At 67.6% G+C, this 25829-nt stretch carries 21 protein-coding genes; 11 read left to right on the forward strand and 10 right to left on the reverse strand.

The window, feature by feature from the left end:
- Window positions 1-74: 74 nt before the first annotated feature.
- Window positions 75-953 (reverse strand): non-homologous end-joining DNA ligase, encoded by an 879-nt coding sequence (gene ligD / locus ACWF4Z_RS24850; RefSeq protein ID WP_452245530.1) that lies wholly within the window; start codon window positions 951-953, stop codon window positions 75-77.
- An 89-nt stretch (window positions 954-1042) separates the two neighbouring features.
- On the reverse strand, window positions 1043-1501 hold the full coding sequence (locus tag ACWF4Z_RS24855; RefSeq protein ID WP_452245531.1) for an MmpS family transport accessory protein: 459 nt from the start codon (window positions 1499-1501) through the stop codon (window positions 1043-1045).
- Window positions 1502-1542: 41 nt separating this feature from the next.
- Between ACWF4Z_RS24855 and ACWF4Z_RS24860 the strand changes: the two genes are divergently transcribed.
- From ACWF4Z_RS24860 to moeZ, 3 genes are all read left to right on the forward strand, one after another.
- Complete coding sequence (locus ACWF4Z_RS24860; protein WP_452245532.1) at window positions 1543-2469, forward strand: alpha/beta fold hydrolase; 927 nt, start codon at window positions 1543-1545, stop codon at window positions 2467-2469.
- A 76-nt stretch (window positions 2470-2545) separates the two neighbouring features.
- Entirely contained in the window at window positions 2546-5383 is a 2838-nt protein-coding gene (locus ACWF4Z_RS24865) for a Calx-beta domain-containing protein (protein ID WP_452245533.1), read from the forward strand.
- Between the two features lie 185 nt (window positions 5384-5568).
- Window positions 5569-6759, forward strand: coding sequence for an adenylyltransferase/sulfurtransferase MoeZ (gene moeZ / locus ACWF4Z_RS24870; RefSeq protein WP_452245534.1), 1191 nt, complete (start codon window positions 5569-5571; stop codon window positions 6757-6759).
- A 744-nt stretch (window positions 6760-7503) separates the two neighbouring features.
- Here the strand turns inward: moeZ and ACWF4Z_RS24875 are convergent.
- Window positions 7504-8289 carry a maleylpyruvate isomerase family mycothiol-dependent enzyme gene (locus tag ACWF4Z_RS24875; RefSeq protein WP_452245535.1) on the reverse strand — a complete coding sequence of 262 codons (786 nt, stop codon included), beginning with the start codon at window positions 8287-8289 and terminating at the stop codon, window positions 7504-7506.
- Window positions 8286-8921, reverse strand: a complete 636-nt coding sequence (locus tag ACWF4Z_RS24880; RefSeq protein WP_452245536.1) for a TetR/AcrR family transcriptional regulator — start codon at window positions 8919-8921, stop codon at window positions 8286-8288. Before ACWF4Z_RS24880 ends, ACWF4Z_RS24875 begins: the two co-directional genes overlap by 4 nt.
- Window positions 8922-9012: 91 nt before the next feature.
- On the opposite strand from ACWF4Z_RS24880, the gene ACWF4Z_RS24885 reads away from it, so the two are divergent.
- On the forward strand, window positions 9013-9279 hold the full coding sequence (locus ACWF4Z_RS24885) for a DUF2277 domain-containing protein (protein ID WP_452245537.1): 267 nt from the start codon (window positions 9013-9015) through the stop codon (window positions 9277-9279).
- A gap of 33 nt (window positions 9280-9312) precedes the next feature.
- Here ACWF4Z_RS24885 and ACWF4Z_RS24890 read toward each other — a convergent pair whose 3' ends face one another.
- Entirely contained in the window at window positions 9313-10332 is a 1020-nt protein-coding gene (locus ACWF4Z_RS24890) for a hypothetical protein (protein WP_452245538.1), read from the reverse strand.
- Between the two features lie 166 nt (window positions 10333-10498).
- Here ACWF4Z_RS24890 and ACWF4Z_RS24895 point away from each other — a divergent pair, with 166 nt between their 5' ends.
- From ACWF4Z_RS24895 to ACWF4Z_RS24910, 4 genes are all read left to right on the forward strand, one after another.
- Window positions 10499-11338, forward strand: coding sequence for a TIGR03560 family F420-dependent LLM class oxidoreductase (locus ACWF4Z_RS24895; RefSeq protein WP_452245539.1), 840 nt, complete (start codon window positions 10499-10501; stop codon window positions 11336-11338).
- Between the two features lie 9 nt (window positions 11339-11347).
- Complete coding sequence (locus ACWF4Z_RS24900; RefSeq protein WP_452245540.1) at window positions 11348-11644, forward strand: MGMT family protein; 297 nt, start codon at window positions 11348-11350, stop codon at window positions 11642-11644.
- Window positions 11645-11722: 78 nt separating this feature from the next.
- Entirely contained in the window at window positions 11723-14938 is a 3216-nt protein-coding gene (locus ACWF4Z_RS24905; RefSeq protein ID WP_452245541.1) for an ATP-dependent helicase, read from the forward strand.
- Window positions 14938-18168, forward strand: coding sequence for a UvrD-helicase domain-containing protein (locus ACWF4Z_RS24910; RefSeq protein ID WP_452245542.1), 3231 nt, complete (start codon window positions 14938-14940; stop codon window positions 18166-18168). Before ACWF4Z_RS24905 ends, ACWF4Z_RS24910 begins: the two co-directional genes overlap by 1 nt.
- 110 nt (window positions 18169-18278) lie before the next feature.
- Here ACWF4Z_RS24910 and ACWF4Z_RS24915 read toward each other — a convergent pair whose 3' ends face one another.
- Window positions 18279-18938: a hypothetical protein gene (locus ACWF4Z_RS24915; protein WP_452245543.1), complete on the reverse strand. Its 660-nt coding sequence runs from the start codon at window positions 18936-18938 to the stop codon at window positions 18279-18281.
- A 107-nt stretch (window positions 18939-19045) separates the two neighbouring features.
- Here ACWF4Z_RS24915 and ACWF4Z_RS24920 point away from each other — a divergent pair, with 107 nt between their 5' ends.
- Both ACWF4Z_RS24920 and ACWF4Z_RS24925 read left to right on the forward strand, forming a co-directional pair.
- Window positions 19046-20992, forward strand: coding sequence for a histidine kinase (locus tag ACWF4Z_RS24920; RefSeq protein WP_452245544.1), 1947 nt, complete (start codon window positions 19046-19048; stop codon window positions 20990-20992).
- Window positions 20983-21627: a response regulator transcription factor gene (locus ACWF4Z_RS24925; protein WP_452245545.1), complete on the forward strand. Its 645-nt coding sequence runs from the start codon at window positions 20983-20985 to the stop codon at window positions 21625-21627. The genes ACWF4Z_RS24920 and ACWF4Z_RS24925 overlap by 10 nt, the downstream gene beginning before the upstream one ends.
- A 39-nt stretch (window positions 21628-21666) precedes the next feature.
- Here ACWF4Z_RS24925 and ACWF4Z_RS24930 read toward each other — a convergent pair whose 3' ends face one another.
- Both ACWF4Z_RS24930 and ACWF4Z_RS24935 read right to left on the reverse strand, forming a co-directional pair.
- Window positions 21667-22179 carry a Uma2 family endonuclease gene (locus ACWF4Z_RS24930; RefSeq protein ID WP_452245546.1) on the reverse strand — a complete coding sequence of 171 codons (513 nt, stop codon included), beginning with the start codon at window positions 22177-22179 and terminating at the stop codon, window positions 21667-21669.
- Complete coding sequence (locus tag ACWF4Z_RS24935; protein ID WP_452245547.1) at window positions 22176-22853, reverse strand: DsbA family protein; 678 nt, start codon at window positions 22851-22853, stop codon at window positions 22176-22178. The genes ACWF4Z_RS24930 and ACWF4Z_RS24935 overlap by 4 nt, the downstream gene beginning before the upstream one ends.
- A gap of 48 nt (window positions 22854-22901) precedes the next feature.
- Here ACWF4Z_RS24935 and ACWF4Z_RS24940 point away from each other — a divergent pair, with 48 nt between their 5' ends.
- Complete coding sequence (locus tag ACWF4Z_RS24940) at window positions 22902-23498, forward strand: TetR/AcrR family transcriptional regulator (RefSeq protein ID WP_452245548.1); 597 nt, start codon at window positions 22902-22904, stop codon at window positions 23496-23498.
- On the opposite strand, the gene ACWF4Z_RS24945 is transcribed toward ACWF4Z_RS24940, so the two are convergent.
- Window positions 23479-25209 carry an IucA/IucC family protein gene (locus tag ACWF4Z_RS24945; protein WP_452245549.1) on the reverse strand — a complete coding sequence of 577 codons (1731 nt, stop codon included), beginning with the start codon at window positions 25207-25209 and terminating at the stop codon, window positions 23479-23481. The genes ACWF4Z_RS24940 and ACWF4Z_RS24945 overlap by 20 nt on opposite strands.
- Complete coding sequence (locus ACWF4Z_RS24950; protein ID WP_452245550.1) at window positions 25210-25797, reverse strand: GNAT family N-acetyltransferase; 588 nt, start codon at window positions 25795-25797, stop codon at window positions 25210-25212.
- Window positions 25798-25829: the final 32 nt, after the last annotated feature.

Below are 25829 nucleotides of genomic sequence, written 5' to 3' on the forward strand. Positions count from 1 at the left end.
TTCCCCGCCGAACCAGGATTCAGCGACCGTGCGGTACCGGAATTCGCCGTGGGAGCGCTCACCTGGACAGACGGCTATGAGGGTAGCGGCTGCGGATCGTCGTACAGGCCCTCGAGGACGTCGCCGTACTCCTCGATCCGGGCCAGGACCTCGTGCGGGAGGAACCTGAGTTCCTCAGGGCTCGTAGCCGACGCCACCTCGTCCCAGTCGATCGGGGTGGACACGCGGGGCTCGTCCGCGCCTCGGAGCGAGTACGGCGCCAGCGTGGTCTTTGCGCTGGCGTTCTGGCTCCAGTCGATGAAGACCTTGCCGGGCCGGAGCGCCTTGGTCATGTTCGCGGTCACGCTCTCCGGCAGCGCCTCGGCCAGCTGCTCCGCGAGCTGTTTGGCGAACGCACTGGTCTTCCTGGACGACTCGGGCACGATCGGGACATACAGGTGCATGCCCTTGTTTCCGGACGTCTTGGGCCACCCCTCCAGTCCGTAGTGGCTCAGCAGCTCGCGCAACGCGAGCGCGACGTCGCAGCACTCGACGATGGAGGCACCCGGACCCGGATCAAGGTCGAACACGATCAGATCGGCCTTTGGGTCCTTGCCGTGGTCAGACAGACCGATCCGCCACTGCGGCACGTGTAACTCGAGTGCGGCGAGGTTGGCCAGCCAAACCACGGTCTGTACGTCGTCAGCGACCACGAAGTCGGCCTCGTCCCGCCCGGTGGAGCTACCTGGGGTCGGCAGGGTGACGGTCCGCACCCAGTCCGGCGTACCGCGCGGTGCGTTCTTTTCGAAGAAGTACGCGGCGTCCGTCCCGTCCGGCCACCTCTTGCGCGTCAAGGGCCGGTCCGACAGGTGTGGAAGCAGCAGCTCCGCCACCTGGTGGTAGTAGTCGATCACCTCTGCCTTGGTGAACCCAGTCCGCGGATACAACACCTTGCCAAGGTTGGTGAGCTTCATAGTCTGCCCATCAACCTCAGTAGTCACCTGCGACGGCGTACCAGCCATGCCACCCAGTCTCCACCAGTCCGACGTCTCGGGGGCTCAGGTCAGTTGGTTTGCAGACAGTACACGCCGGTCCCCGCGACGGTCTCGGAGCTGTCGAGCAGTTCGCCGTCCACCCAGATCTCGCAGCGGAGTGTGTCTTTCGAGTCCGATGGCAGGTCCGCCGTGATCGAGTAGATCTGCGTCCGCCCCTTGAAATGCTTGGTCTCACTCTCCCAGGGCAGTTGCTGGATCGACCTGGTGGTGTCGGACTCGTCCGGGTTCTTGTACTGGATGTCCGCCGACGTGCCCGAACCGGAGACCTTGTAGACGATCTCGTGCTTCTCCTGCGACGCCACCGCCAACCGCACGCCGGTGTAGGCCCAGATCACGCCCTGGATGCCGAGGAAGCCGAGGACGATGGCCCCGACGACGATCACGACCGCGTTGCGGACGGGGTGCTTGCGCTTCGGTGGCTGTGCCGGCGGGCCGGCTCCGAAGGGGGGAGGTTGGTACTGGGTCACAAGGAGCAGTTTTCCGGGTTGGGGGGTCCTACCATGGGGATGTGGACAGTTACGGGCGAGTAACCGGGACTGAAACCGGGGATGTGGTGCCGTTGGGGGCACAGGAATGGCCTGCGCGGCGAGTGCCGGTCAATGGGGTGGATCTGCTGGTCCGCGAGGTGCCGGGCGCGGCGGAGGACCTGCCGCCCGCACTGTTCGTGCACGGACTGGGTGGCTCCTCGCTGAACTGGACGGCCCTCGGTCTCCTGCTCAACGACACCGTCCGCGGTCTGGCTCCAGACCTGCCCGGATTCGGGCGTACGCCGATCGCCGGCACTGCAGGTATTCACGAGCAGGCCGCCGTACTGATCGAGCTGCTGGAGCATGAGGTGCGGCAGCCGGCCCACGTCTTCGGCAACTCGATGGGTGGGGCCGCAGCGGTCACACTGGCCGCTCAGCGTCCGGATCTGGTCGCATCACTGACTCTGATCTCGCCTGCGCTGCCGCATCCGCGGCTGTCTCCGAGCGCCCTGTGGTTCGCCGCTCTGGCCACACCGCGGATAGGTCCCGCTGTACTGGAGCGGAGTCGGCGGGTTTCGTTCGACCGACGGTTCCAGGCCTCGCTGTCGATGGTGTTCGGTGACCCACGGTCGCTGCCGCCTGAGGTGCGTGCGGCGTACGAGGCGGAGCTGCGACGGCGCGACACCGATCCCTGGGTCGGACAGGTGATGGTGGAAGGCGCGAAGAGTCTCCTGCGGTCGTCACTGACACCGCCGCGCCGGTCGCTGTGGACGGACGCCGCAAAGGTGCAGTGCCCGGTGCTGCTCATTTACGGCGGCCGGGATCGGCTGGTCGACCCCAGGATCCGGATGAAGGCGCAGCGCACTTTTCCGAACGCGCGCTCGCTCTACCTGCCCCGATCCGGTCACGTCGCCCAGATGGAACACCCCGAACAGGTGGAACGCGCGTTCCGGCAACTGATCTCCTGATCGAGTCACAGCTGAAGCAGGACTGAGACACGGCTGAGTACCCGATCCGGTCAACTTTCCTCTCGCCCGAGTAGTCATGACGAACGACCTGTTCGTCTACAACGAGAGGACCACTGTGCGAGTGATCGGCAGAGCATTACGCAGTCTGTCGCTGGGGATGGTCGCACTGCTGGCTGTGGGGACCTTGAATGCCAACGCAGCCCCGCCGTCTGCGCCAACGCCCACTCCGCCATCGGTTGCTAAAGGCAACGACTGGCGGGTGGAACCGGTAGCCGGCGGCTACCGACTGACCCTGCACCTCGACGCGCCGGCGCCGATGCGCGCGTCGCTACCGCTGCTCGCGGTCGACGGCGTCCCGCTGGGTATCGGCAAGCAGTCGCCGGATCGTCGGACCCTCACCCTGACCAGCGCCGACCCGGCCGTTCTGAAGGCCCACGACGTCAGCCTGATCTGGTCCGGTGACCTTGGCAAGCAGAACGGCAAGAGCGGTAAGAGCCGCGCCCAGGCGACCGGACCGACCGACGCGGACTGGCTGAAGGCAGCGCGCGGACCGTTGCTGACGGACGATCCCGGCGCGCTCGGCAAGTACAAAGTCGAGACGTCGGAGTACAACCTCGGCGACGAGGCCGTCTACCTTCCGGGCCTCGGTCAGAAGTCCGAGATCCGCGGCAAGGTCTACACACCCAAGGGCGCGGTCGGCCCGCGGCCGCTGGTGATCTTCCTGCACGGCCGGCACGAGGTCTGCTACGGCGGGAACGGCCAGGATCCGAGTGACAAGCCGTGGCCGTGCGCCAAGGACCAGAAGCCGATCCCGAGCTTCCGTGGGTACGACGGTCCCGCGACCGCCCTGGCCAGCAACGGCTACCAGGTCGTGTCCATCAGCGCCAACGCCATCAACGCCTGGGACGGCGGTGTCTACGACTCCGGTGCGCAGGCGCGAGGCGAGCTGATCCTCGACCACCTCGCACTGTGGAAGAAGTGGGCCACGGTCGGCGGTGGACCGTTCGGCCGGCAGTACGTCGGCAAGATCGACTTCCAGAACATCGGACTGATGGGTCACTCGCGAGGTGGCGAGGGTGTCGCCCGCGCCGCGGTGCTGAACGCGGACCGCGGCGGCCAGTTCGGCATCCGCGCCGTTCTGCCGCTCGCGCCGACCGACTTCGCCCGGGCCACCGTTCCGGGGGTCGCGATGAGCGTCGTGCTGCCGTACTGCGACGGTGACGTCTCGGACCTGGAAGGCCAGAAGTTCTACGACGACAGTCGGTACTCCGTCACCGGCGACGACGCGCCGCGGTCGACCGTCACCGTGATGGGCGCCAACCACAACTTCTTCAACACCGAGTGGACGCCGGGCCAGTCCGAGGCGCCGTCCAATGACGACTGGTTCGAGGAGGGTAATGAGTCCCCGTGCGGACCGAAGTACGCAGGCCGGTTGAACGCCAAGCAGCAGCAGGCCGTCGGTACGGCGTACGTTGCTGGGTTCTTCCGGCTGCAGCTGGGACACGAGAAGCAGTTCCTGCCGCTGCTGGACGGGTCTGACTCACGGGCAGCGTCTGCCGGCAAGGCCGTCGTACGAGTGGTGTCGCAGGCACCGCTGCAGTCGCGGCGGGACGTCAACCACCTGGATCAGCCGCTGCCGGCTGGGGCCGTCACTGGCAAGGTGAAGGCCACCGTCTGTGCGGGTGTGCAGCCGTCGGCCAACGCGCGGGCCGCCGCGGCCAAGGCTGCGGCGTGCATGATCTCGGATGACTGGGCTAACGCTCCGCACTGGACCGCGGCCTGGTACGCCGCCAACACGCCGACCACTGCGGTCACCAAGCTGAACTGGACCGGCACCAATGGGGTAGTGCGGCTCAACGTGCCGGCTGCGCAGCGCGACGTACGGCGTTTTGCCGCACTGACCTTCCGGGCTGCGCCTGACCCGGTTGGGGCGCCCAAGACCGACCTCAGCGTCAGAGTGGTCGACGGGCATGGCGGGGCGGCCGTCGTACCGGTGTCCGCGGTCAGCGACGCACTGGTGCGGATGCCGGGGAACAACGAGAACGGACTGCCGAAGAACCTGCTGCGGACGGTCCGGATCCCACTGACCTCGCTCAAGGGGGTGAATCTGCGGGATGTGCGCGCGGTCGAGCTACGGACCGACAAGGTCGCGAGTGGTTCGGCCTACGTCAGCGATCTGTCCTTCTCCTCACCCAGCCTGGGGTTCTCGGCGCCGGCGGCGTTGCTGCCGAAGCTGTCCGCGTCGGACGTGACGGTCAAGGAAGGCAACTCCGGGACCAAGTCGATGGACTTCTACGTCACCATGTCGCGGCCGAGCATCCGGCCGGTCAGTGTGTACGCCGAGACCAGCGGCGACAACCTCGGTGAGTCTGTGGGGACGGTGGCGACGAAGCTGGTCTTCAAGCCGGGGCAGGTGCGGCAGAAGGTGAGCGTGCCGGTGACCGGGAACACCCGGGACAGCTATGACACGCCGTTCAGCCTGGTCCTGTCGGCGCCGACGGAGGGTCTGCTGGACAAGTCGTTCGGCCACGGGCTCGTGCTCGACGACGATCCGACGCCGACGCTGACGATCGGGAACCTGACCACGCCGGAGAAGGCCGGGGTGGTCAATCTGCCGGTCAAGCTGTCGGCGCCGAGCGACAAGTTCGTCGCGTTCAGCGGTGAGGTGAAGGACGGGACGGCGGTGCTCCGGAAGGACTACACCACCCCGAACGACGACGGGACCGGTCCGGCCGATCGGGCCATCGACGGGTTCGTCGAGCCCGGCAAGACCGTCGGCGAGCTGGGTGTCAAGATCCTCGACGACAAACTGAAGGAGAAGGCCGAGACCTTCGCCGCGGTCATCACCACCGCCCAGGACGTCATCATCAAAACCCCGCTGACAGCAGTAGTCACCATCAGCGCCAACGACTAAAAGAACAGCGTGCCGGGCGCCCTGGGGGCGCCCGGCCCGCTCGATATCCGGAGGCCTGGGGGTGAGACGGGGGGACCGGGATGTGGACCTGGGGTGGGAGGGTTTGGATTGTGCGGGAACATGGGGGTGGGACAGATGGTTGAAAACCGGAGATCCCGTCCGACGTCTTCCTGAGGAGCCGACACGTGTCACTGCCACCGCTGGTCGAACCAGCCGACGAGCTGACCATCGACGAGGTGCGACGCTACTCGCGGCACCTGATCATTCCCGAGGTGGGGATGGCCGGGCAGAAGCGGCTGAAGAACTCCAAGGTCCTGGTGATCGGGGCCGGCGGTCTGGGCAGCCCGGCGCTGCTCTACCTGGCCGCGGCCGGTGTCGGCACGCTCGGCATCGTCGAGTTCGACACCGTCGACGAGTCGAACCTGCAGCGCCAGATCATCCACGGTCAGTCCGACATCGGTAAGTCCAAGGCCCAGTCGGCCCGTGAGTCGATCCTCGAGACCAACCCGAACACGAACGTCGTCCTGCACGAGACCCGGCTGGACAACGACAACGTCTTCGAGATCTTCGAGCAGTACGACCTGATCGTCGACGGCACCGACAACTTCGCCACCCGCTACCTGGTGAACGACGCCGCCGTCCTGCTCGGCAAGCCGTACGTCTGGGGCTCGATCTTCCGCTTCGACGGCCAGGTCAGCGTGTTCTGGGCCGAGCACGGCCCGTGCTACCGCTGCCTGTACCCGGAGCCGCCGCCACCCGGCATGGTTCCGTCCTGCGCCGAGGGCGGCGTGCTGGGCGTGCTCTGCGCGTCCGTCGGCGCGGCCCAGGTGACCGAGGCGATCAAGCTGCTCACCGGCATCGGCGACCCGTCGCTCGGCCGGCTGAACATCTACGAGGCCCTCGACCTGAACTGGCGCGCCCTGAAGGTCCGCAAGGACCCGAACTGCGCCATCTGCGGCGAGAACCCGACGGTCACCGAGCTGATCGACTACGAGGACTTCTGCGGCGCGATCACCGAGGAGGCGGCCGACGCGGCCGTCGGTTCGACGATCTCGGTGAAGCAGCTGAGCGAGTGGATCAAGCTCAAGGACAACGGTGAGAAGGACTTCCTGCTCATCGACGTCCGCGAGCCGAACGAGTACGAGATCAACCGGATCCCGGGCTCGGTGCTGATCCCCAAGGCCGATTTCCAGACCGGCGTCGCGCTGGAGAAGCTGCCGCAGGACAAGCAGCTGGTCTTCCACTGCAAGTCCGGCGTGCGTTCGGCCGAGGTGCTGGCGATCGCGAAGGGCGCCGGCTTCTCCGACGCCGTCCACGTCGGCGGCGGCGTGGTCGCCTGGGTCGACCAGATCGACCCAAGCCAGCCCTCCTACTAAAAGCCGCCAGCACTAAAGGGAAGAGTGGTTGAGTGCCTGGCTGGGGTCGGCGTCATGGTCGCGGCCAGTGGTGGATGAACCGACGACGTGCCTAGGGCGTGCACCAGACTCTGTTCAGCTGACTGATCGACGCCCTCGGCTCGTCACGGGAGCATTCAAAGCAGCGGCACCCGACCTCCAGGCCATCACAATCGTCGTCCAGCAGGCGACTCACGCCTGACCCCCACCGGAACCGCGGATTGTGATGGCCTGGAGCCCGCTCACTCGGTGACTGGTCCTCGGCCGCCCCGATCCCTCGCATGCGGTGAGCCGCTGCGCCCCTCACCCGCAGACCACCGACTGGCCGCACCTACGCACAGGGCCCTCCGGGCCATCACAATCGAGGGTTCCGGTGCGGCTCAGGCGTGACTCTGCCGTTGGACGGCGATTGTGATGGCCTGCAGCCCCGGGTGCGGATGCCTTGCGTGCCCGCTGGGTGGTTCGAGTCGTGGATTGTGGCGTGGTGGGGTGTGTCTGGCCGACCACGATCCACGACTCGATGCCTGCACATACTCTGACCCGCCGAGCACCACCGGCGCGCCCTGCCCAGCCAGGCACCCAGCGCCCTCTCTATTTTCTCTTTCCTGCCTTTTTAACGTTCTTGCTCTGGGTCTTCAGAACTTCTGATAACCCTCTTCTTTGAGGGTTCTGAATAATCCTCTTCTCTTTCCTTGCTCTTGTTCTGTGGGGGTTCTGGCGTCGGTGCTAGAAGTCCATCCGGCAGTTGCTGACGGGCTCGACCGCGGCGGCATCGCCGGTGATCACTGGGGAGTTGTCGCGGCCGGACAGCGTCCGCATGTAGCTGACCGCGTCGACGGACGCGCGTCCGACCGGCTCACCCCTCCCGAGCCGATAGGTCCCACCGCCTTGGCCGGTCAACTCGAGCTCAACGGCCGGCCGCTCTCCCCAGAACGGTCCGGAAGCCTCCAGATCGTAGATCACCTGCGCGATCAACTCCGCCGCGTACGGCCCCGCGTCGAACGACCGGCCGAGCGCCTGGCAGACATCGTCGCGATGCATCCACAGATCGCGCGCCAGCAGGATGTCGCGGATGTAGCCGAGGGACATCCGCGGGTTGTCCTCCACCTGCATGCTGAACCGCCGGATCAGTTGCGGTTCGCTCGAGATCTTGCGGGTCGCTTTCGCCCACCGGGTATCGAAGGACGTCCGCAGCTCGGCCGGCGGCGTACCGCGGTGTTCGTCGGCCTGGATCATCATGTGAGCGTCGAACCGGGGTGCGTCGGGATAGACCCGCTTGCTCTTCCGGAAGCGCCGCGGGAACGACCACGGGGTGATCACGTCCTCCGCCTGCCCGATCAGGTGCCCGGCGATGTCCGCGACGTCCCAGGCGTCGCAAACGGTACGGCGATGCCACTCGTCGCCCTCGACCGACGCCAGTAGGTCGTGCCAGGCCTGGAGCTCCGCATCCCGGTGGACCCGGCACGTGGCTCGGTCGGCTCGTCCGATCTGTTCCGCGAGTACTGCGTTCATTGTTTCCCCCTGGTTGGTGCATAGCGTTGGTAGAACATTTCGAGTACGACGGGCAGCAGCCTGATGAAACGCCCGTCCTCGAAGGATGCGTTCGGCTCGTTGGCCATCTGCTGCGAGAGCAGTCCGGCCAGCATCGAGGTGTACAGCGCAATGCCGTCGTCACTTGCCGCGTCCGGGTGCAAGAGCCCGGCGTCGATCGTCGCCTGCAGGTGATCCCGCACGTCCTGGATCGAGTCCTGCGCCGGCGCGAACGCCGCCGGACTCGGCTCGAAGCCCGGAATCGTCCGCCAGAACAGCAGTTGCGCGTACACCTGGTGCTCCAGGGACCACCGGCAGAACGCGGTCGCCGCCATCAGCCCGACCTCGAGCTGGTCGTCGCTGTCCGGGGTCGCCGTTCGATACGCATCCCGTAGCAACTCGTTGCCGCGCTGGAAGAGCGCGTCGTAGATGGCCATCTTGGACGGGAAGTACTGGTACAGCGACGGTGGTTGCATGCCGAGCCGCCGAGCCACCGCGGAGAGGCTGAGCGCGGCGACGCCCTCGGTCTCCATCAGCTCGATGGCGACCGTCAGGATCTCCTCGATGGTCTCCTGACGACGCCGCGTCCGACGATCCAGTCCAGCGGTGCTCATAGGATGAGGAAAACCTACGACCATTAGGGAAGTCAATACCCTGTAGGAAGACTGCCCGCCAGTTGTCCCTCAGGCCGTCTACTGTTTTGGCATGTGCAGAAACATCACGACCCTGCGGGGACTCGAGCCGGCCGCGACCTCTGAGGAGATCTACGCGGCCGCACTGCAGTACGTGCGCAAGGTGACCGGCGTCGGCTCACTGAGCGCGACCACCCGCGGCCCGATCGAGCGCGCCGCCACCGAGGTCGCGCGGATCACCGAGACGCTGCTCGCCGAGATGCCCGAACGCCGTGTCCCACCCCAGACCGTCCCACCCCTGCGCCGCCCGGAAGTCCGCGCCCGCCTGGGTCTCGACTAACTCTCCCGGCGGGGACTGGCTCGCAACGCTGCGCTAGTTCGCGACGATGGGGAGGAACGCCGCCAACGCACTCACCAGCAGTGGCGCGGTCACGCTGATCAGGGTCAGCGGGTTGCGTACGAACGGGATGTCGAGATGCAGCATGTGCTCGACCCGATGCCGTTCCTCCGACCACGCGACGGTCGGCCGCCCGTCCGCGGGTAGTGGACAGGCGTGATCCACGAGTCGCTGAGCCCGATTCCGCCACGCCACGGCCATCGGTACGGCGATCACCGACAGGCCGAGCGTGAACAGTCCGCCGAACAGCAACACGTTCGCCGGTGGGAACTCGTCATGCCGGGCTGGATACGCGGCGACGAACGCGGCCCGCAGCGCACCGGCCGAAGCGACCGCCGCGACGACACCCATGGCGAAGGCTCCTGAGCTGGTGAGCACCAGCTTCCACAGGTCCTCGAGTTGCTCGACGGCCTTCTTGAAGCTCTCCGGGTCCACGGTCTCCTCGCGCATCGCGTCGGCGTACTCCTGACCGGGCCGTCCCGTCGGGCGCTTGTTGACGTCGTTCTTGAGGTCGCGGCATTCGGCATGCGCGAGCCAGACGATCGTGAGCCACGGAATCGCGGCGACGAGCGCGGCCAGCAGGACGGCGTTCGTCCGGGCGCCCAGGTTCACCACCGGGAGGTCCGGGCCGGAGACCGGATCGGCCAGCGCGATCGTCGCAGCCACGACGACTCCGGCGATCGCACAGTACAGGTACCGCGACCCGCGGCCGGGCGGCGGATAGATTCCCCACCGGCTGGGGTGCTGCAGGATCCTGATCGCCTGCACGAAGAGCAGCGCGAACACCACCAGGGCCGAACCCGCGACGGCCCGCCAGACGGTCCAGGGCACGCTGCCGACGAACACGTCGCTGGCCGGCGACCCGTCGTCCGCCCACATCCCGAGCCCCGCCGCGAAGACGAACGCGAGGCCGAGGACGATCATGCTCAGTACCGGCGGCGGGATCTTCGTCCAGAAGGTGTCCTCGGCAATCTCCGGTGGTAGTTCCCCCAGCATCGAATCCCCTCACCTGACGCTTTCCCCAAGTCTGTCGAGGCGCGGCTCGATCCGTTGGCCGCGACGGCGTGCCGTGCCCGAACGGGCAGGCCGTTGCCGGCGGCCGGCGCGCACTGCGGGAGAGGTACTGTCCATTGCGGCGGTATCGGTGACTTAGGAGGCCGTAATGCGGTTTGCGATCAAGACCAGGCCCGAACACACGACGTGGCAGCAGATGCGGGACGTGTGGGTGGCGGCGGATCAGTTCGAGATCTTCGAGTCAGCGTGGCACTGGGACCACTTCTACCCGCTCACCGGCGACATGGCCGGCCCCAACCTCGAAGCGTGGACCACACTGGCCGCACTGGCCGAGGCGACCGAGCGGATCCGGGTCGGCTGCCAGGTGACCGGGATGATCTACCGGCACCCCGCCGTACTGGCGAACATGGCGGCGACCACCGACATCATCTCGAACGGGCGGCTCGAGCTCGGCATCGGCGCGGGCTGGAACGAGATGGAGACGGCGGCCTACGGCATCCCACTGCCGCCGCTGAAGGAGCGTTTCGACCGGTTCGACGAGGGCACCCAGGCGATGATCGCCCTGCTGACCGAGAAGGTCGCGAACTTCGACGGCAAGTACATCAAGCTCACCGACGCGTCCTGCGAGCCGAAGTCCGTGCAGACGCCACACCCGCCGATCACCATCGGCGGCAAGGGCCCCAAGCGCACGCTGGGCGCAGTCGCGAAGTGGGCCCAGCAGTGGAACGTGATCGTCCAGACTCCGCAAGAGTGGAAGGAGCTCAAGGACGTCCTGGTCCAGCGGTGCGAGGAGGTCGGCCGCGACGTCAACGAGATCATCTGCTCGGTGAACGTGCGGATCGACCCGGACGCGTCCCTCGACACGGCGGTCGCGCAGGCCGCGGCGTACGGCGAGGCAGGCGTCGACCTGGTCGTGCTCAACCTCCCGCTGGACGCGTCGCCATCGGTTCTCGAACCGCTCGCGAAAGCTGTCACACCTCTCGCCTAGATTTGGTCCGTGGACAGGGAGGAGTACGTCGAGGCGGTGCTGCGTGCGGTCGAGTCGATCCCACCCGGCAGCGTCGCGACGTACGGCGACATCGCGGAGTACGTCGGTCAGGGCGGCCCGCGGCAGGTCGGCGCGATCATGCGCGAGTACGGCGGTGGCGTGCCGTGGTGGCGGGTGATCCGCGCCTCCGGCGTGCCCGCGGACGAGGTCGGCGACGAGCAGTTGCACAACCTGCGCTCGGACGGCGTCCGGGTCACCAACGGTCGCGTCAATCTGCGCGAAGTCCGTTGGCATCCCAACGATTGACCGTCCGGTTTCCGGCTAATGGTCAGGTACTCGGGGTGCGCGCCGAGGATTGTCGGAGGGGTCTGTTGAGATAGGCGAATGGTCGGCAGACAGGGGTCCCGCTACAGGTTGGTCCGGGCGGACAGGAAAGCGGCGGAAACGCCTGTCCTGGATGCCGATCAGCAAGCGGTCGCCGACCATCCCGGCGGACCGCTGCTGGTGCTGGCCGGGCCTGGAACGGGTAAGACGACCACGTTGGTCGAGGCAGTCGTTGACCGGGTGCGCAACCGCGGCCTGGACCCCGACGAGGTGCTTGTGCTGACGTTCGGGCGCAAGGCCGCGACCGAGCTGCGTGACCGCATCACCGGCCGACTCGGGCGTACTACTCGCGTGATGCCGTCGATGACCTTCCACTCCTTCTGTTATGCGTTGTTGCGACGATTCACGCCGGCTGACGCGTTCGACGTACCCCTGCGATTGCCGTCCGGTCCTGAGCAGTCACTGCGGTTGAGTGAGGCGTTGTCAGGTAGTCGGGAGGTCGGTGCGGTGCATTGGCCGAGCAGTCTGCATCCGGCACTCAAGACGCGCGGGTTCACCGACGAAGTGCAGGCGGTGATCGGCAAGGCGCGGCAGCTCGGGCTCGATCCGGAGGACCTGTCCGCGATCGGACGATCGGCGGAGCGCGCCGAGTGGGTCGCGGTCGGAGACTTCTTCGAGGAGTACCTGCAGGTGCTCGACGCCGAGCAGGTGCTGGACTACTCCGAGCTGATCCACCGCGCGGTGATCCTGGCCCAGCAGCCACAGGTCCAGGCCAAGCTGCGGTCCGAGTTCAAGGCCGTCTTCGTCGACGAGTACCAGGACACCGATCCCGGCCAGATCAAGCTGCTCCAGGCGATCGCCGGCGACGGCCGCGACCTGGTCGTCGTGGGTGATCCGGACCAGTCGATCTACACCTTCCGTGGCGCCGACGTCCGCGGCCTGTTGCGTTTCACCGACGAGTTCCGGACGACGGACGGCACCGAGGCGGCCCAGGTCGCGCTGGGTACAACCCGACGATTCGGTACGACGCTGCAGCGGGTGTCTCGCAATGTCGTCAACCGGCTCGGCGTGCCGGGGACGCTCGACCGGGACACGTTCGAGCGCTTCCGCAACCCGGACGCGAGTGGATGCGTCTACGGCCACGGCAAGGTCGAAGCGAATCTGTACTCGACGACTGGTGCTGAGCTCGAGCACATGGCCGACCTGCTCCGGCGTGCGCATGTGCAGGACGGTGTCGGCTGGCACGAGATGGCCGTGCTGGTCCGGTCCGGCAGCCGGTCGATTCCGCCGTTGCGGCGTGCACTTGCCGCTGCTGGGATCCCGGTCGATGTCGCCGGGGACGAGCTTCCGTTGTCGCGGGAGCCCGCCGTGCGCCCGATGTTGCTGGCGTTGCGGGCCGTGGCGGACCCGTCGACGGTGACGGTTGACGTCGTCCGGGCGTTGGCGTTGTCGCCGTTGGGCGCGATGGATGCCGGCCAGCTGCGGCGGTTGGCACGGGTGTTGCGGCGCCGGGATCGCGAGGCCGCGGGTGGGCAGCGGTTGCCGCGCTCGTCGGACGAGCTGTTGCGTGAGGCCCTGCTGAATCCGTTGCTGCTGGACGCGGAGGCGTCGCCGGCAGAGGCCCGGTTCGCGGCCCTGGGCGAGAGGTTGCTCAAGGCAAGGAACATCGTGAACGCCGGTGCCGCGCCCGATGAGGTGATGTGGTCGCTGTGGTCGGATTCGCCGTGGTTGCGGCGGTTGCGTGGGCAGGCGCATTCGGGTGGAGAGCCGGCGCGCGCGGCGAACCGGGATCTGGATTCCTTGTGTGCACTGTTCGACGCGGCGAGCCGGGCCGAGGAGCAGGTCGGCTTCAAGGGAGTGTCGGCGTTTCTCTCCGAGCTGGAGTCGCTGGACATCGCGGCCGACAACCGGTTCGACGGGACGTATCGCGAGGCGGGTGTGCAGTTGATGACGGCGCACCGCTCCAAGGGACTGCAGTGGCGGCTCGTTGTGGTGGCGTCGGTCCAGGAGGGTCAGTGGCCGGATCTGCGGCGGCGTGGATCGCTGCTGGAGCCGGACCGGTTGGGGCCCGATGGGCTGATCGATCCGCTGTCGGCCGGTGCGTTGCTGGCTGAGGAGAGACGGTTGTTCTACGTCGCGATCACCCGGGCCCGCGAGCGGTTGATCGTGACGGCGGTTCAGGCGCCCGAGGCCGATGGCGACCAACCCTCCAGATTCCTTGCCGAGCTCGACATTCCGGTGAAGCTGGTCGCGGGACGGCCGCGACGGCCGTTGTCGTTGCCCGGTCTGGTCGCCGATCTCCGCTGCGTACTCTCGGATCCCGCATCGTCGCCCGCGTTGAAGCGGGTTGCGGCTGATCGGCTGGCGTTGCTGGCCGATGCGGTCGACGATCGGGACCTGTCCTTGGTGCCGACGGCCGATCCCGCTCGGTGGTGGGGCGTCCGGGAGCGGACGCGGTCGGAGCGGCCGATCGCGGATCCCGAGCTGCCGGTGCCGTTGTCGGGGAGCGCGCTGACGACGATCGTGGATTGCCCGCTGCGCTGGTTCCTGACCCGTCGGGCCGGTGGAGAGACGCCGGGTACGTCGGCGATCGGGTTCGGTTCGGTGCTGCACGCGTTGGCGGACGCGGTCGCGACCGGCGCGCTGCCGCCGTCGGTCGACGAGCTGAACGGCTGGCTCGACAAGGTGTGGACGCAGTTGGACTTCGAGTCGGCGTGGATCTCGGACCGGGAGCGGGTCGAGGCGGAGGAGGCGTTGCGGCGGTTCGTCGCGTGGCATCAGGGCCGGCCGGATCGCAAGCTGCTGGGGAGCGAGGTCGAGTTCGACGTACTGCTTCCCGACGCCGACAAGCCCGCGGTCCGGGTCAAGGGGCGGATGGACCGCGTCGAGGAGGATTCCGAGGGGACGATCCGGGTGATCGACCTGAAGACGGGCCGATCGCTGCCGACCAAGCCGGCGGTGTCACGGCACGTGCAGCTCGCGATCTACCAGCGCGCGATCGCTTCCCGTCAGGTGACGGACCTCGGCGACGATCCGGTGGCGGGCGGCGCCGAGCTCGTGCAGTTGCGCCATGACGACAGCGGCTTCCCCAAGGTCCAGCACCAGGGTCCGTTGGAGGCTGGCGACGACGGCAAGACCTGGTTGGACGACGCCGTCGAGCAGGCCGAGTCGATGGTTCGCTCCGAGGAGTTCACCGCCCAGCGCAACGACGGCTGCGCGCGCTGCGAGGCGCGTGCGCTCTGCCCGATCCAACCCGAAGGGCGGGAGATCGTCTGATGGCCGCTGAGCTCAGAACCACCGCCGACCTGTGTGAGCTGCTCGGGATCCCGTTCAGCGATCAGCAGTTGGCGGCGATCACCGCGCCGCTGGCTCCGGGTGTGATCGTGGCCGGCGCCGGGTCGGGCAAGACGACCGCGATGGCGGCCCGGGTGGTCTGGCTGATCTGTACCGGCCAGGTGAAGCCCGAGGAAGTGCTGGGCCTGACCTTCACGAAGAAGGCGGCGAACGAGCTGGATGTGCGGATCCGCGACGACCTGACGAAGGCCGGCGTGCTGGGTTCGACGCTGCCGAAGGATCAGCATCCGATTCTCGCCGCGCACCTGCGCAGCAACATTCCGAACTGGGAGCCGGAGGAGCCGGGCGAGCCGGTTGTCTCGACGTACCACGCGTTCGCGGGCACGCTGATCGCCGAACACGGTCTCCGCCTCGGTCTCGAGCCGGACGTGCGAGTCCTTGCCGACGCGACCAGGTTTCAGCTCGCGGGTCGCGTCGTACGACGGTCTGCTGGGCCGATCCGGTTCGCGTCACATCATGTGCCGACGCTGGTGAACAGCTTGCTCGCGTTGGACGGTGAGCTGGCGGACCACCTGTTGCGGGCGGACGACGTACGCGAGCATGACGACGCCGTGCGGCAGGAAGTCGCGGCGGCCCGGAAGCAGACGGTCGAGGTGCGCAAGCTGGCCGAGACTGCCTTGAAGCGTGGCGAGATCCTGCAGTTGGTCGAGGAGTACCAGGCCTACAAGGGCGAGCGCGGGGTCGTCGACTTCGCGGACCAAATGGCGCTGGGCGCGCGGCTGGCGGAGGAGTGCCCAGAGGTCGCGGTTGTCGAGCGCGCGCGGTACAAGGTCGTGCTGCTCGACGAGTATCAGGACACGTCGGTTTCGCAACGCCGGATGCTGACCGCACTCTTCGCCGCGGGAGACGGCCGGGGGCATCCAGTGACCGCGGTCGGGGATCCTTGCCAGGCGATCTATGGGTGGCGTGGTGCTTCGGTCGCGAACCTCGATGAGTTCCCGGTGCACTTTCCACAGGCCGATGGCACGCCGGCGCAGCGGTATGTGTTGAGCGTCAATCGCCGTTCCGGGAGCCGGATCCTTGCCGCGGCCAACCAGCACGCGGCCGAGCTCTACGAGCAACATCCTGGTGTCATCCCGCTCGAGGCGCCCGCCGACGCGGCCGAGGGTGCGATCACGGTCGGCCTCTTCGAGACGCGGTCGCAGGAGATCGAATGGGTCGCCGACGCGATCGTCGCCGCGCACCGCACCCCGAACCGCCGGTGGAAGGACATCGGCATCCTGATGCGGACGAACGTCGACCTCAGCGCCGTGCACGAAGCCCTGATCTCGCGCAAGGTCCCGGTCGAGGTCGTCGGCCTCGGTGGGCTGCTCGCACTGCCGGAGGTCGTCGACGTGGTCGCGACCCTGCAAGCGGTCAACGATCTCACCGCGAACGCCGCGATGCTGCGGATCCTGACCGGTCCGCGGTACCGGATCGGTCACCGCGACCTCGCGTTGCTCGCCAACCGGTCCCGGGTGCTTGCCGACTCCGGTGATCGGCCGGCCGCCGACGATCTGGTCGCCGCGCTCGACGCCGCGGTCGCGGGGATGGACTCGACCGAGGTCATTTCGCTGGCCGAGGCTGTGGACGATCCGGGCTCGGATGCCTGGGGTTACTCGCCCGAGGCACTCGTTCGCTTCAAGGAGCTCTCCGGTGAGATGCGCGAGCTGCGGATGCACGCGGGGGAGCCGTTGCTCGACCTCGTTCGGCGGGTGATCAGCACGATCGGTCTGGACGTGGAGCTCACCGCGACGCCCGATCACGTCGACTCCGGCCGTCGCGATCACCTCGCCGCGTTTTTGGATGCCGTCGGCAACTTTGTCTCGACCGAGTCGGACGGATCGCTCGACGGATTGCTGGCGTATCTGGCGGCCGAGGAGGAGTACGCGGCCGGCCTCGATCTCGCCGTACCGAGCGAGGCGGACTCGGTGAAGCTTCTCACCACGCACCGGTCGAAGGGGCTGGAGTGGCCGATCGTGTTCGTGCCGACGCTGGTGTCGAAGGTCTTCCCGTCCGATCGTGGCCGGGACAAATGGACGACGAACGCGAAGGTGCTGCCCTGGCCGCTGCGCGGTGACGCGGACACGCTGCCCGATTTCCACGACCTCTCGAACGCAGGGCTGAAGGCGTTCGCGGACGAGTGCAAGGACGTCAACTCCTTGGAGGAGCGACGGCTCGGGTACGTCGCGTTCACGCGGGCGAAGGAGATCCTGGTCGCCACCGGGCACTGGTGGGGTCCGACCCAGAAGCGGCCGCGCGGGCCCTCGTCGTACCTGACGATGCTGAAGAAGCACGCCGGCGAGCGCGTGGTCGCGTGGGCCGACCAACCGGAGCTGACCGCCGAGAATCCCGAGCTCGCCGAACAGACGCAGGCCCCGTGGCCGGCGCCGTACGACGCAGCCGCGTACCAGCTCCGCCTGGACGCGGCGGCGCTCGTGGGGCAGGCCCGGGTGGAGGGACCGTCTGCCGAGGCGGAGGAGTCGCTGCTCCTGGACGAGCAGGCGACGGTCGCACGCTGGGACTCCGAGCTGGAGCGTTTGTTGTCAGAGGCAAGGGAAAGCCGGAGCCGCAAGGCGTACGACGTCGCACTGCCGGCCGCCCTGTCCGCGACGCAGGTGATGCGACTGGCCAAGGATCCTGATGGTCTCGCGTCCGAGCTGGCCCGCCCGATGCCGCGCAAACCCAACCGGGCAGCGCGATTCGGCACCCGCTTCCACGCGTGGGTCGAGAGCTACTTCGGTCAGCAGCTCCTGATCGATCCCGACGACCTCCCCGGCGCCGCGGACGAGGACATCGTCGACGACACCGATCTCACCGAACTGATGGACGCCTTCCGCATCGGCCCGTTCGGCGAGACCACGCCGTACGAGATCGAAGCACCCTTCGCCCTCGCCCTCGGCGGCCGGGTGATCCGGGGCCGTATCGACGCGGTCTACCAGGTCGCCCGCGAAGACGGCTCCCGTGGCTACGAAGTCATCGACTGGAAGACCAGCCGCAGCGAATCCGCGGATCCCCTCCAGCTGGCGATCTACCGACTCGCCTGGTCCGAACTCCTCTCCATCCCCCTGGACCGCGTCACCGCCGCCTTCTACTACGTCCGCACCGGCGACATAGTCCGCCCACCCACCCTCCCCGAAAAACAAGAACTAACCCACCTCCTCAACGGCTGACCCGCTCCACCGGCCGGGCCGACCCCTTGTCCGTTAGGTATGTCCCTCGCGCGAGCCCGTTAGGAACCGGCACGCGTCGGGCGAAGCGGACGGGGGCCAATGGGGCTGTGTCAGTTCAGGCGGCTGACTTTTGATGCGGCGAGGACCATCGCGACGGCGAACGGAATCGTGAACAACGCGCCTGTCGGGCCCTCGGGTGCGGCGAACGCCAGAACGGGGCCCAGACCCACCAGCGCTGCCTGCCACCAGGTGACGGCGCGTGATCGCCACAGCGTGACGCCGAGCAGGATCAGGCCGAGAGGCACGAGCAGATACAGCAGGAACAGGATCGCGCCAGCGCTGCCGCTGTCGTAGGCCAGGACGTCGACGGCGGTGGCCTGGGGAAGCGCCGGATCGGTGAGGCGGTAGAGAACCATCGCGGCGAACGCATTGGCGGCCACTCCCATCGGCGCTCCGATCGTCACCAGGATGGTGCCGATCACGGCGAGTGTTCTCCCGCCGGCGAGACGGGTCAGACCGATCGCGGCGGGTACGAGCAGACCCAGACCGAGCCCGATCAGGACGACGGCCAGGGGGATATTGCCCCTTTCAGGAGCGACGTCCTCGAGGATCTGCAGTGACTTGACCCGGTCGGTGCCGCGACGTTCTCCGAGTGCGGACGGCAGGAGCGCGGTACCAGCGAGCAGCAGGATGGGGGCGATTGCCATCGCCCCGGCGAGCGCTCGCCAGGGGAATGCGAGGGCCGGATGAGTACGGATCGATTCTGTCATGGCCCCAGCTTCCGCACCTCGGCTTCCGGCGGGATCAGGGTTGGCCGCAGGATCAGATCCGGGCTGGCACGGAGACGAATCCTCTCCACACCTGTCACGCTGCCCCCATGGTGTTCACGAACCGGACAGCCGCGATCATCAGCTCGGCCGCGCTGCTGGCCGCGGTGATCGCCTGGGCGGTGGGCGCCACCTCTGTCCTGGCCACCATGCCTCCCGCCCAGGCGGAGGACTTCGGTACGCCCTACGGCGACATCGTGCTGTCGGTGGCCGCGCTGAGTTTTGCACTGATGGGCTTCTTCGTCGTCCGGTGGAATCCCGGGAACCGGGTCGGATGGATGCTGCTGGCCGCCGGGGTGTGCGTGCAGGTTTTCGGGGCTGCCGACGGTGCCGGAGCTGCTGGTGTGTCCGACCGGGCGGCCGTGGGGTTCGCCGCTCTGCTCCTGGTCGCGATCCCGTTGATCTTCCCCACCGGTCGGCCGCTGTCGCGGCCCTGGCGGCGTTTCGGCTGGGCTTGCGCGCTCCTCACGCTGGTCGCGCTGGTCTATCCGCCGGCCGGTCGGCTGATCGCGCCGGCCGGTGTCGGTGCGCTGATCTCCCTCGCCGTGCGATATCGGCGGGGCGGCGAAGTGGAGCGGTTGCAGCTGCGGTGGCTCGGAGTGTCGAGCCTCTACGCGCTCGGCTCATTGATCGCCATCGCGGTCGTCGGCCGCTTCCTGCCCCGTCCGACACCGATGTGGTTCCGGGTCACGGTTGATGCCGGGAACCTGCTGATCGCTGCAGTCCCGGTCGCGATCGGGATCGCGGTGCTGAAATACCGGCTGTGGGCGATCGACGCGATCGCCGACCGCACCCTGGTCATCCTCGGCGTCGGCGGATTCACGTCGGCGATCTACGTCGCGGTCGTGGTGGGGGTCGGGTCCGCCATCGGCAGCCGGGGCAATATCTGGCTTCTGGTCCTGGCCACGGTCGTTGTGGCGCTGACCCTCCAACCGCTCCGGCGCCTGGTCGAGGCCTCCTCCCACCGGCTGGTCTACGGACGGCGCATCGACCCGTACGAGATCCTCACCGACTTCTCCCGTCAGGTCGCCGCGACGCGCCTCGGCTCGGAGGCGATGCTGTCCTGCGCGCACGCGGCAGCCGCGGCCACCTTCGCCTCGGGCGCCCACACCTGGATTCTGCTCGGCGGCGCCTGGCAGCACATCGCCGGCTGGCCGAAGGACGAGCCCGACACCGCGTTCCCCGGCCGGGCCGACCAGGCGAGCGCCGTGGTCGAGCATGACGGTGCCGTCCTCGGTGCGATCTCGGTCGTCAAGGACGGCGACCTGTCCCCGGGCGAGAAGGCGTTGCTGCGTGACCTCGCCGCGCAGGCGGCGATGCTGTTCCGCAATGTCGCGCTCAACGCCGATCTGCACCGGCGGCTGGTGGAACTCTCGGTGCAGGCCGAAGAGCTCCGCCTGTCCCGCAGGCGAATCCTGACCGCCGAGGACACGGCCCGGCAGCGCATCGAGCGCGATCTCCACGACGGTGCCCAGCAGCGACTCGTCACCCTCGGAATCTCCCTGCAACGGCTGAGGACCAAAATGTCCGACGATCCGCGTCTGCTCGCTCAGCTGGACAACGCGTCAACCGATCTGCGGCAGGCTCTGAGTGAACTACGCGAGCTGGCCAGGGGCATCCATCCGGCGCTCCTGGTCGAAGCGGGCCTGGCCGACGCTGTCACCGCCCTGGTCGAACGATCTGCGGTGGCCACCGTGCTCCTCGGTGTGCCCAGTCGCCGCTACCCGCAGCCGATCGAGACCACGGCGTACTACGTGGTGTCCGAAGCACTCACCAACGTGGCCAAGCACGCCCCCGCCGCCACCGCGCAGGTCGAGATCATCGACCGTGACGGCCACGTCGTCGTCCGGATCGCCGACAACGGACCCGGCGGTGCCGACCAACGGTCCGGCACGGGACTACGCGGGCTGGGCGACCGGGTCGCCTCGGTCCGCGGAACTCTCACCGTGCGCACCGGCGACGGGACCGAGATCATCGCCGAGCTGCCATGCGACTGATCCTCGCCGACGACTCCACGCTCTTCCGGCGTGGCCTGGCAGCCCTGCTCCACGAGGCCGGACACGACATCATCGCCCAGCACGGCGACGCCGAATCCCTCCTGGACTCCGTCGCGGCCCTCGACCCGGACCTCGCGATCGTCGACATCCGCATGCCTCCCACCGGAACCACCGAAGGGCTGCTCGCCGCGATCCAGATCCGTGAACGCCAACCCCAGGTCGGTGTTCTCGTCCTGTCCCAGTACGTCGAGACCACGCACGCGATGAAACTCGTCACCGCCAGCAGCAGCGGCGTCGGCTACCTCCTCAAGGACCGTGTCGGGGAAGTCGCCGAGCTCACCGACGCCCTCACCAGAATCGCCGCGGGCGGCACCGTCATCGACCCCGAGGTCGTCACCGTTCTCATCACCCACAAACACCGTGCCGGCCTCCTGCAACGCCTCACCACCCGCGAACGCGACGTGCTCACACTGATGGCTGAAGGACGCTCCAACACCGCCATCTCCCGGCAGCTTTTCCTCAGCCCGAGAACCGTCGAGACCCACGTCAGCAACATCTTCACCAAACTCGACATCGTCCTCGGCACCGACGACAACCGCCGAGTGCTCGCCGTCCTGACCCACCTACGCAGCTAACCCCACCCCGCACCCAACCTGGTCCGCCGGAGGTCTACATCAAAGAGTGAGGGACGGGGTGAGGGTGAGCGGGAACGGTGTGGTGGTGTCGAAGGATTCTTCGGCTTGGATGACGGCCTGGCAGGTGTAGCCGGTGGGGGTGAGTTCGAGGACGGTGAGCTCGTGGTGGGTGGGGTCCAGGAGCCAGTACGACGGGACGCCGTACGTCTCGTAGAGGGTGCGTTTGAGGACCACGTCCGTGGTCCTGGTGGACGGGGACAGGACCTCGACGGTCAGCAAGGGCGGGGCGGTCAGGAGGTGTGGGCCGGCGTCGGATCGGCGGCATACCAGGAGATCCGGGCGCAGGGATGCGCCGAGCGTGGGACGGAAGTCGAGTGAGCCGACCGAGACGAGCAGGTCGGGTGGGCAGGCGTGCTTCAGCTGGACCATCAGCGCAACAACGGCGGCATGGTGTGCGGGTGGTTGGGCGCCGGTGACTAGAAGGCGCCCCTCCACTACCTCGTAGCGCCGGCCGTCCCGAGACAGGACCTGGTCTTTCTGCGAGCTGATCACCCCATCAGCTTGACCGATTTCGCCGTACCGCCGTCGGAGTTATCCACAGCGAAGATCGGGAAGGGCAGGGCGGGGGAGAGCGCGACGAACGACGGATCGCTGGTGAGGAGCTCGAGGGCGTCCCACAGCTCGAGCCCGTGGTCGTGGGTCACCGGCGCCGCGAGTACGGCGCCGCGGAACAGGATCCGTTGTCCGTCGGCCATCGTCGGCAGGACTGCCGTGCCGTCGACCAGAGCATCGAGTTCCGCCATGCTGCAGGTGATCCCGCGGTCCCATTGCGGATCGTCGGCGGCGGCAAGCCAGGACCCCTCCAGCCCGGCGGCCGCCACCGATTCCGCCAGTACGGCGGGAGCCGGTGCCTGCGGCGGCCCCGGCACGAACACGCGCTTACCCCAGGCCAGGTAGAGCGGCTCGATCGCCGAGTCCCGGTCGTCGATGTGCAGAGCCACGAAGATCCGCATCAACCGGAGCGATTGCTTGCTCGTGGCAACGGCTATGTCCCGCAGTGGCGGTGGCGCCTGGGTCCCACCGTCCCGCAACCAGAGGCTGTACGGCCGGAGCTGGATGCGGAGGTGGCGTGCAGGTGCGACTGCCGCGATCCATCGAACCGCCAGCCAGCACCACGGGCACGCCGGGTCGGTGTACAACGCGAGCTCGTTCATCAGATCCCCCATCTGTTCATCAGAGTAAGACTATGATGAACAGAGTGCTAGATTCCACCCGTGGCTGTCAAGGACGATTCGCACCGGGCGCGACAGGCGCAGGCGACCAAGGAACAGGTCGCGCGCGCCGCGCGGGCGCTGTTCGCCGAGCAGGGGTACGTCGCCACCACGATCGCCGCGATCTCCGCGGCGGCCGAGATCCCGGCGCAGACGATCTACTCGGCGTTCGGCAACAAGCCGCAGATCCTCCGGGAGATCGCGCGCAGCTGGATCGCCGAAGCGGACACGCAGCGGCTCGCCCGGGAGGCACTCGACATCGCCGACCCGGCCGATCGCGTGCGGGCTGCCGCCCACTGGCAGACCCGGCAGTTCGAGACCGGTAACGACGTGATCCAGATCTACCAGGAGGCGGCACGCGCCGACGCCCGGATGGCCGAAGAGATGCAGCGGATGTGGGCCGCTCGTGAGCACGAGACGAGCAAGTTCCTCGCGTCGCTCGACGGTGCCCTCGCCGTACCGGCCGAACGCGCGCTGGATCTCTTCCTGGCCTGTACGGCCACCGAGATCTACCGCCTACTCGTCCTCGAGCGGCACTGGTCGATCGAGGCGTACGAGAGTTGGCTGGGTGACACGTTGGTCAGTCAGTTGCTTGCGTGACCAGCGGATTCGCCAACGTGCCGACGAACTGGAGGGAGCCGGCTACATCGGTCAGGTCGACCATTTGCTGGTTGTTGCGGAGTTGGAGGCGATTGAGGCAGGAGAGGGCGAACGACGGGGCGAAGATGTCGTACTTGGCGAAGGACTCGGCGAGTTCGGGGGTTGCGGCCTGGTAGTCGCGGACCGCCTCGGCCACCACCGACCAGAATGCGTCCGGCGTCAACAGATCCTCGCGGTCGAGGAGGGGGGAGAGGAAGCGGAAGATGCAGTCGAAGACGTCGGTGAAGATCGACAGCAACTTCTCGTCGTCGGCGACCTCGGCGCGGATCCGCTCGGCCTCGGCCGGGACAGGCGTCGCCGGACTCAGGACAGCGATCTCCTCGGCGATGTCCTTCATGATGACCCGGGTCGGCACCGCGTCCCGCAGGACGAGGATCAGGTTCTCGCCGTGGGGCATGAAGACCAGCTCGTACGCGTAGAAGCTGTGCAGCAACGGAATCAGGTACGCATCCAGGTAAGCCCGCAGCCACTCCTCGGCCGACAGCCCCGAGGCACGCACCAGCGCGGCCGCCAGTGACGCGCCGTGGCGATCGACGTGCAACAGACTCGCCATCGTGGCCAGGCGCTCGCCGGGTGCGAGCATCGGCACCGGGCTCTCGCGCCACAACGCCGACAACATCTTCCGGTACGGCGAGGTCTGGTCGGTGGCATTCTCGTAATACCGGCTGTGATACCCCGCAGCCGCGATTTCGCGCAGTACGGAGAACCCGTAACGCTTCAGAACAAGGTCATTTTCGACCAGATCGTGGACCCAGTCGTTGATCGCCGGCGTCGCGGCCATATAGGTCGGCGACAGCCCCCGCATGAACCCCATGTTCAGCACCGACAACGCCGTCTTCACGTACGCCCGCTCCGGATGCGACCGGTTGAAGAACGTCCGGATCGACTGCTGCGGCTGGTAGTCGTCCTCGGTCGATCCCACCAGGATGATGCTGCGCCGAGCAATATCGGCCGCGAACGTGATCGACGTCTTGTTCTCCCACTGCCACGGATGCACCGGCAGGTAGACGTACTCGGAAGGATCAGCGCCCACGGCAACGATCCGGTCCGCAAACCCTTGCAGTACTGCGGATCCCAGCTCCCGATCCAGCAGTTCGTCGTACGAGAGCGTCGTACTGGCGGCGACCGTGGCCTGATCCCGGCGTACGGCGATCCACACCAGCCGCACCGCCGCGCCCGTCTCCGGTGCGAACGCGCGGTAGTCCGACCCCCCGAACCCGAGCCGCCCGTTGTTCGCGACGAAACACGGATGACCCTCGGTCATCGCGGCCTCGATCGTCTGGAAATCCGCGGTGACCAGGTCCGCCGCGGTCAGATCCGGCTTGGACAGCTTGTACGCCGCACTCGCCAGCGTGCTGGCGATCTCCTCGAGGTACACCGGCAGCATCTCCGCGCCGATCCCGAGCTCGTCATGAAACGAGGTGATGAAGTCCAGCGCGTCAACTGTCCCACCATCCTCCATCCAGACCTCCCCGATATCCCAATGATTCAAGGGATACAGACGAGCGGTGAAGTGATAGCGGCCGACCGCATAACCGTTGTCATGGGCAACCGGTTCGAGAATGCGCTCATGGGTGAACTCGGACAGCGCCTTGCGTACCAGCGCCTGGTTGACCACGGTCCAGACGGTCGGATTCAGATGGTCGATCATTCAGCCTGCCTCATTCATCCGGGTCGCGTCGGCGTACTGGTCGCGGGTGCAGAAACTCAGCCAGGCCTGCTTGCCGGGCAGGTCCACGATGCTGTGCTTGCGGAATCCCATCCGCTCGTTCAAGGCGTGGATCTTGGTGTTGCCGACATCCGGTTCGACCACGATCCGATCCACCAGCGGGTCGCTGAACAGGCTCTCCATGATGGTCTCGAAGACGGCGCCGGTGAACCCGGTGATCGGAGCGACCGGCGGTGCGACCAGCACGTGCATCCCGATGTCGCCCGGCGCCACGTCGTACGTCTTGCCGACCTCGTCGTACGACGGTTCGTAGCGCTCCATCAGGAACGCCGGCCGGCCGTCGTGCCGGCCGAGGAACGCTCGGTGGTGGCCGGACTGCTCGATCTTGAGGTACTCCGCGTGCACGTCCTGGAGGGACGCGGTCAGCAGGCCCCAATACCGGGCGTAGGGCTGGGTGACCCAGCCGTGCAGTGTGCTCACGTCCTCGGTCAGCTCGAACGGCCGGAGGGTGAGGGTGCCGACCCCGGCGAAGAAACGCCGGAACGACGGCTCGGGTAATGCTCTCGACATGGCGGGTCGGCTCCTGGGCTTCGAGGCGGGCG

The sequence above is a fragment of the Kribbella sp. NPDC055071 genome (assembly GCF_053608045.1).

Bases quoted from the DNA above. Each gene is read 5' to 3' on its own strand.
- ligD (WP_452245530.1), bottom strand. From the start codon at position 953: ATGAAGCTCACCAACCTTGGCAAGGTGTTGTATCCGCGGACTGGGTTC.
- ACWF4Z_RS24865 (WP_452245533.1), top strand. From the start codon at position 2,546: ATGACGAACGACCTGTTCGTCTACAACGAGAGGACCACTGTGCGAGTG.
- ACWF4Z_RS24875 (WP_452245535.1), bottom strand. From the start codon at position 8,289: ATGAACGCAGTACTCGCGGAACAGATCGGACGAGCCGACCGAGCCACG.
- ACWF4Z_RS24880 (WP_452245536.1), bottom strand. From the start codon at position 8,921: ATGAGCACCGCTGGACTGGATCGTCGGACGCGGCGTCGTCAGGAGACC.
- ACWF4Z_RS24885 (WP_452245537.1), top strand. From the start codon at position 9,013: ATGTGCAGAAACATCACGACCCTGCGGGGACTCGAGCCGGCCGCGACC.
- ACWF4Z_RS24890 (WP_452245538.1), bottom strand. From the start codon at position 10,332: ATGCTGGGGGAACTACCACCGGAGATTGCCGAGGACACCTTCTGGACG.
- ACWF4Z_RS24895 (WP_452245539.1), top strand. From the start codon at position 10,499: ATGCGGTTTGCGATCAAGACCAGGCCCGAACACACGACGTGGCAGCAG.
- ACWF4Z_RS24905 (WP_452245541.1), top strand. From the start codon at position 11,723: ATGGTCGGCAGACAGGGGTCCCGCTACAGGTTGGTCCGGGCGGACAGG.
- ACWF4Z_RS24910 (WP_452245542.1), top strand. From the start codon at position 14,938: ATGGCCGCTGAGCTCAGAACCACCGCCGACCTGTGTGAGCTGCTCGGG.
- ACWF4Z_RS24915 (WP_452245543.1), bottom strand. From the start codon at position 18,938: ATGACAGAATCGATCCGTACTCATCCGGCCCTCGCATTCCCCTGGCGA.
- ACWF4Z_RS24920 (WP_452245544.1), top strand. From the start codon at position 19,046: ATGGTGTTCACGAACCGGACAGCCGCGATCATCAGCTCGGCCGCGCTG.
- ACWF4Z_RS24925 (WP_452245545.1), top strand. From the start codon at position 20,983: ATGCGACTGATCCTCGCCGACGACTCCACGCTCTTCCGGCGTGGCCTG.
- ACWF4Z_RS24935 (WP_452245547.1), bottom strand. From the start codon at position 22,853: ATGGGGGATCTGATGAACGAGCTCGCGTTGTACACCGACCCGGCGTGC.
- ACWF4Z_RS24945 (WP_452245549.1), bottom strand. From the start codon at position 25,209: ATGATCGACCATCTGAATCCGACCGTCTGGACCGTGGTCAACCAGGCG.
- ACWF4Z_RS24950 (WP_452245550.1), bottom strand. From the start codon at position 25,797: ATGTCGAGAGCATTACCCGAGCCGTCGTTCCGGCGTTTCTTCGCCGGG.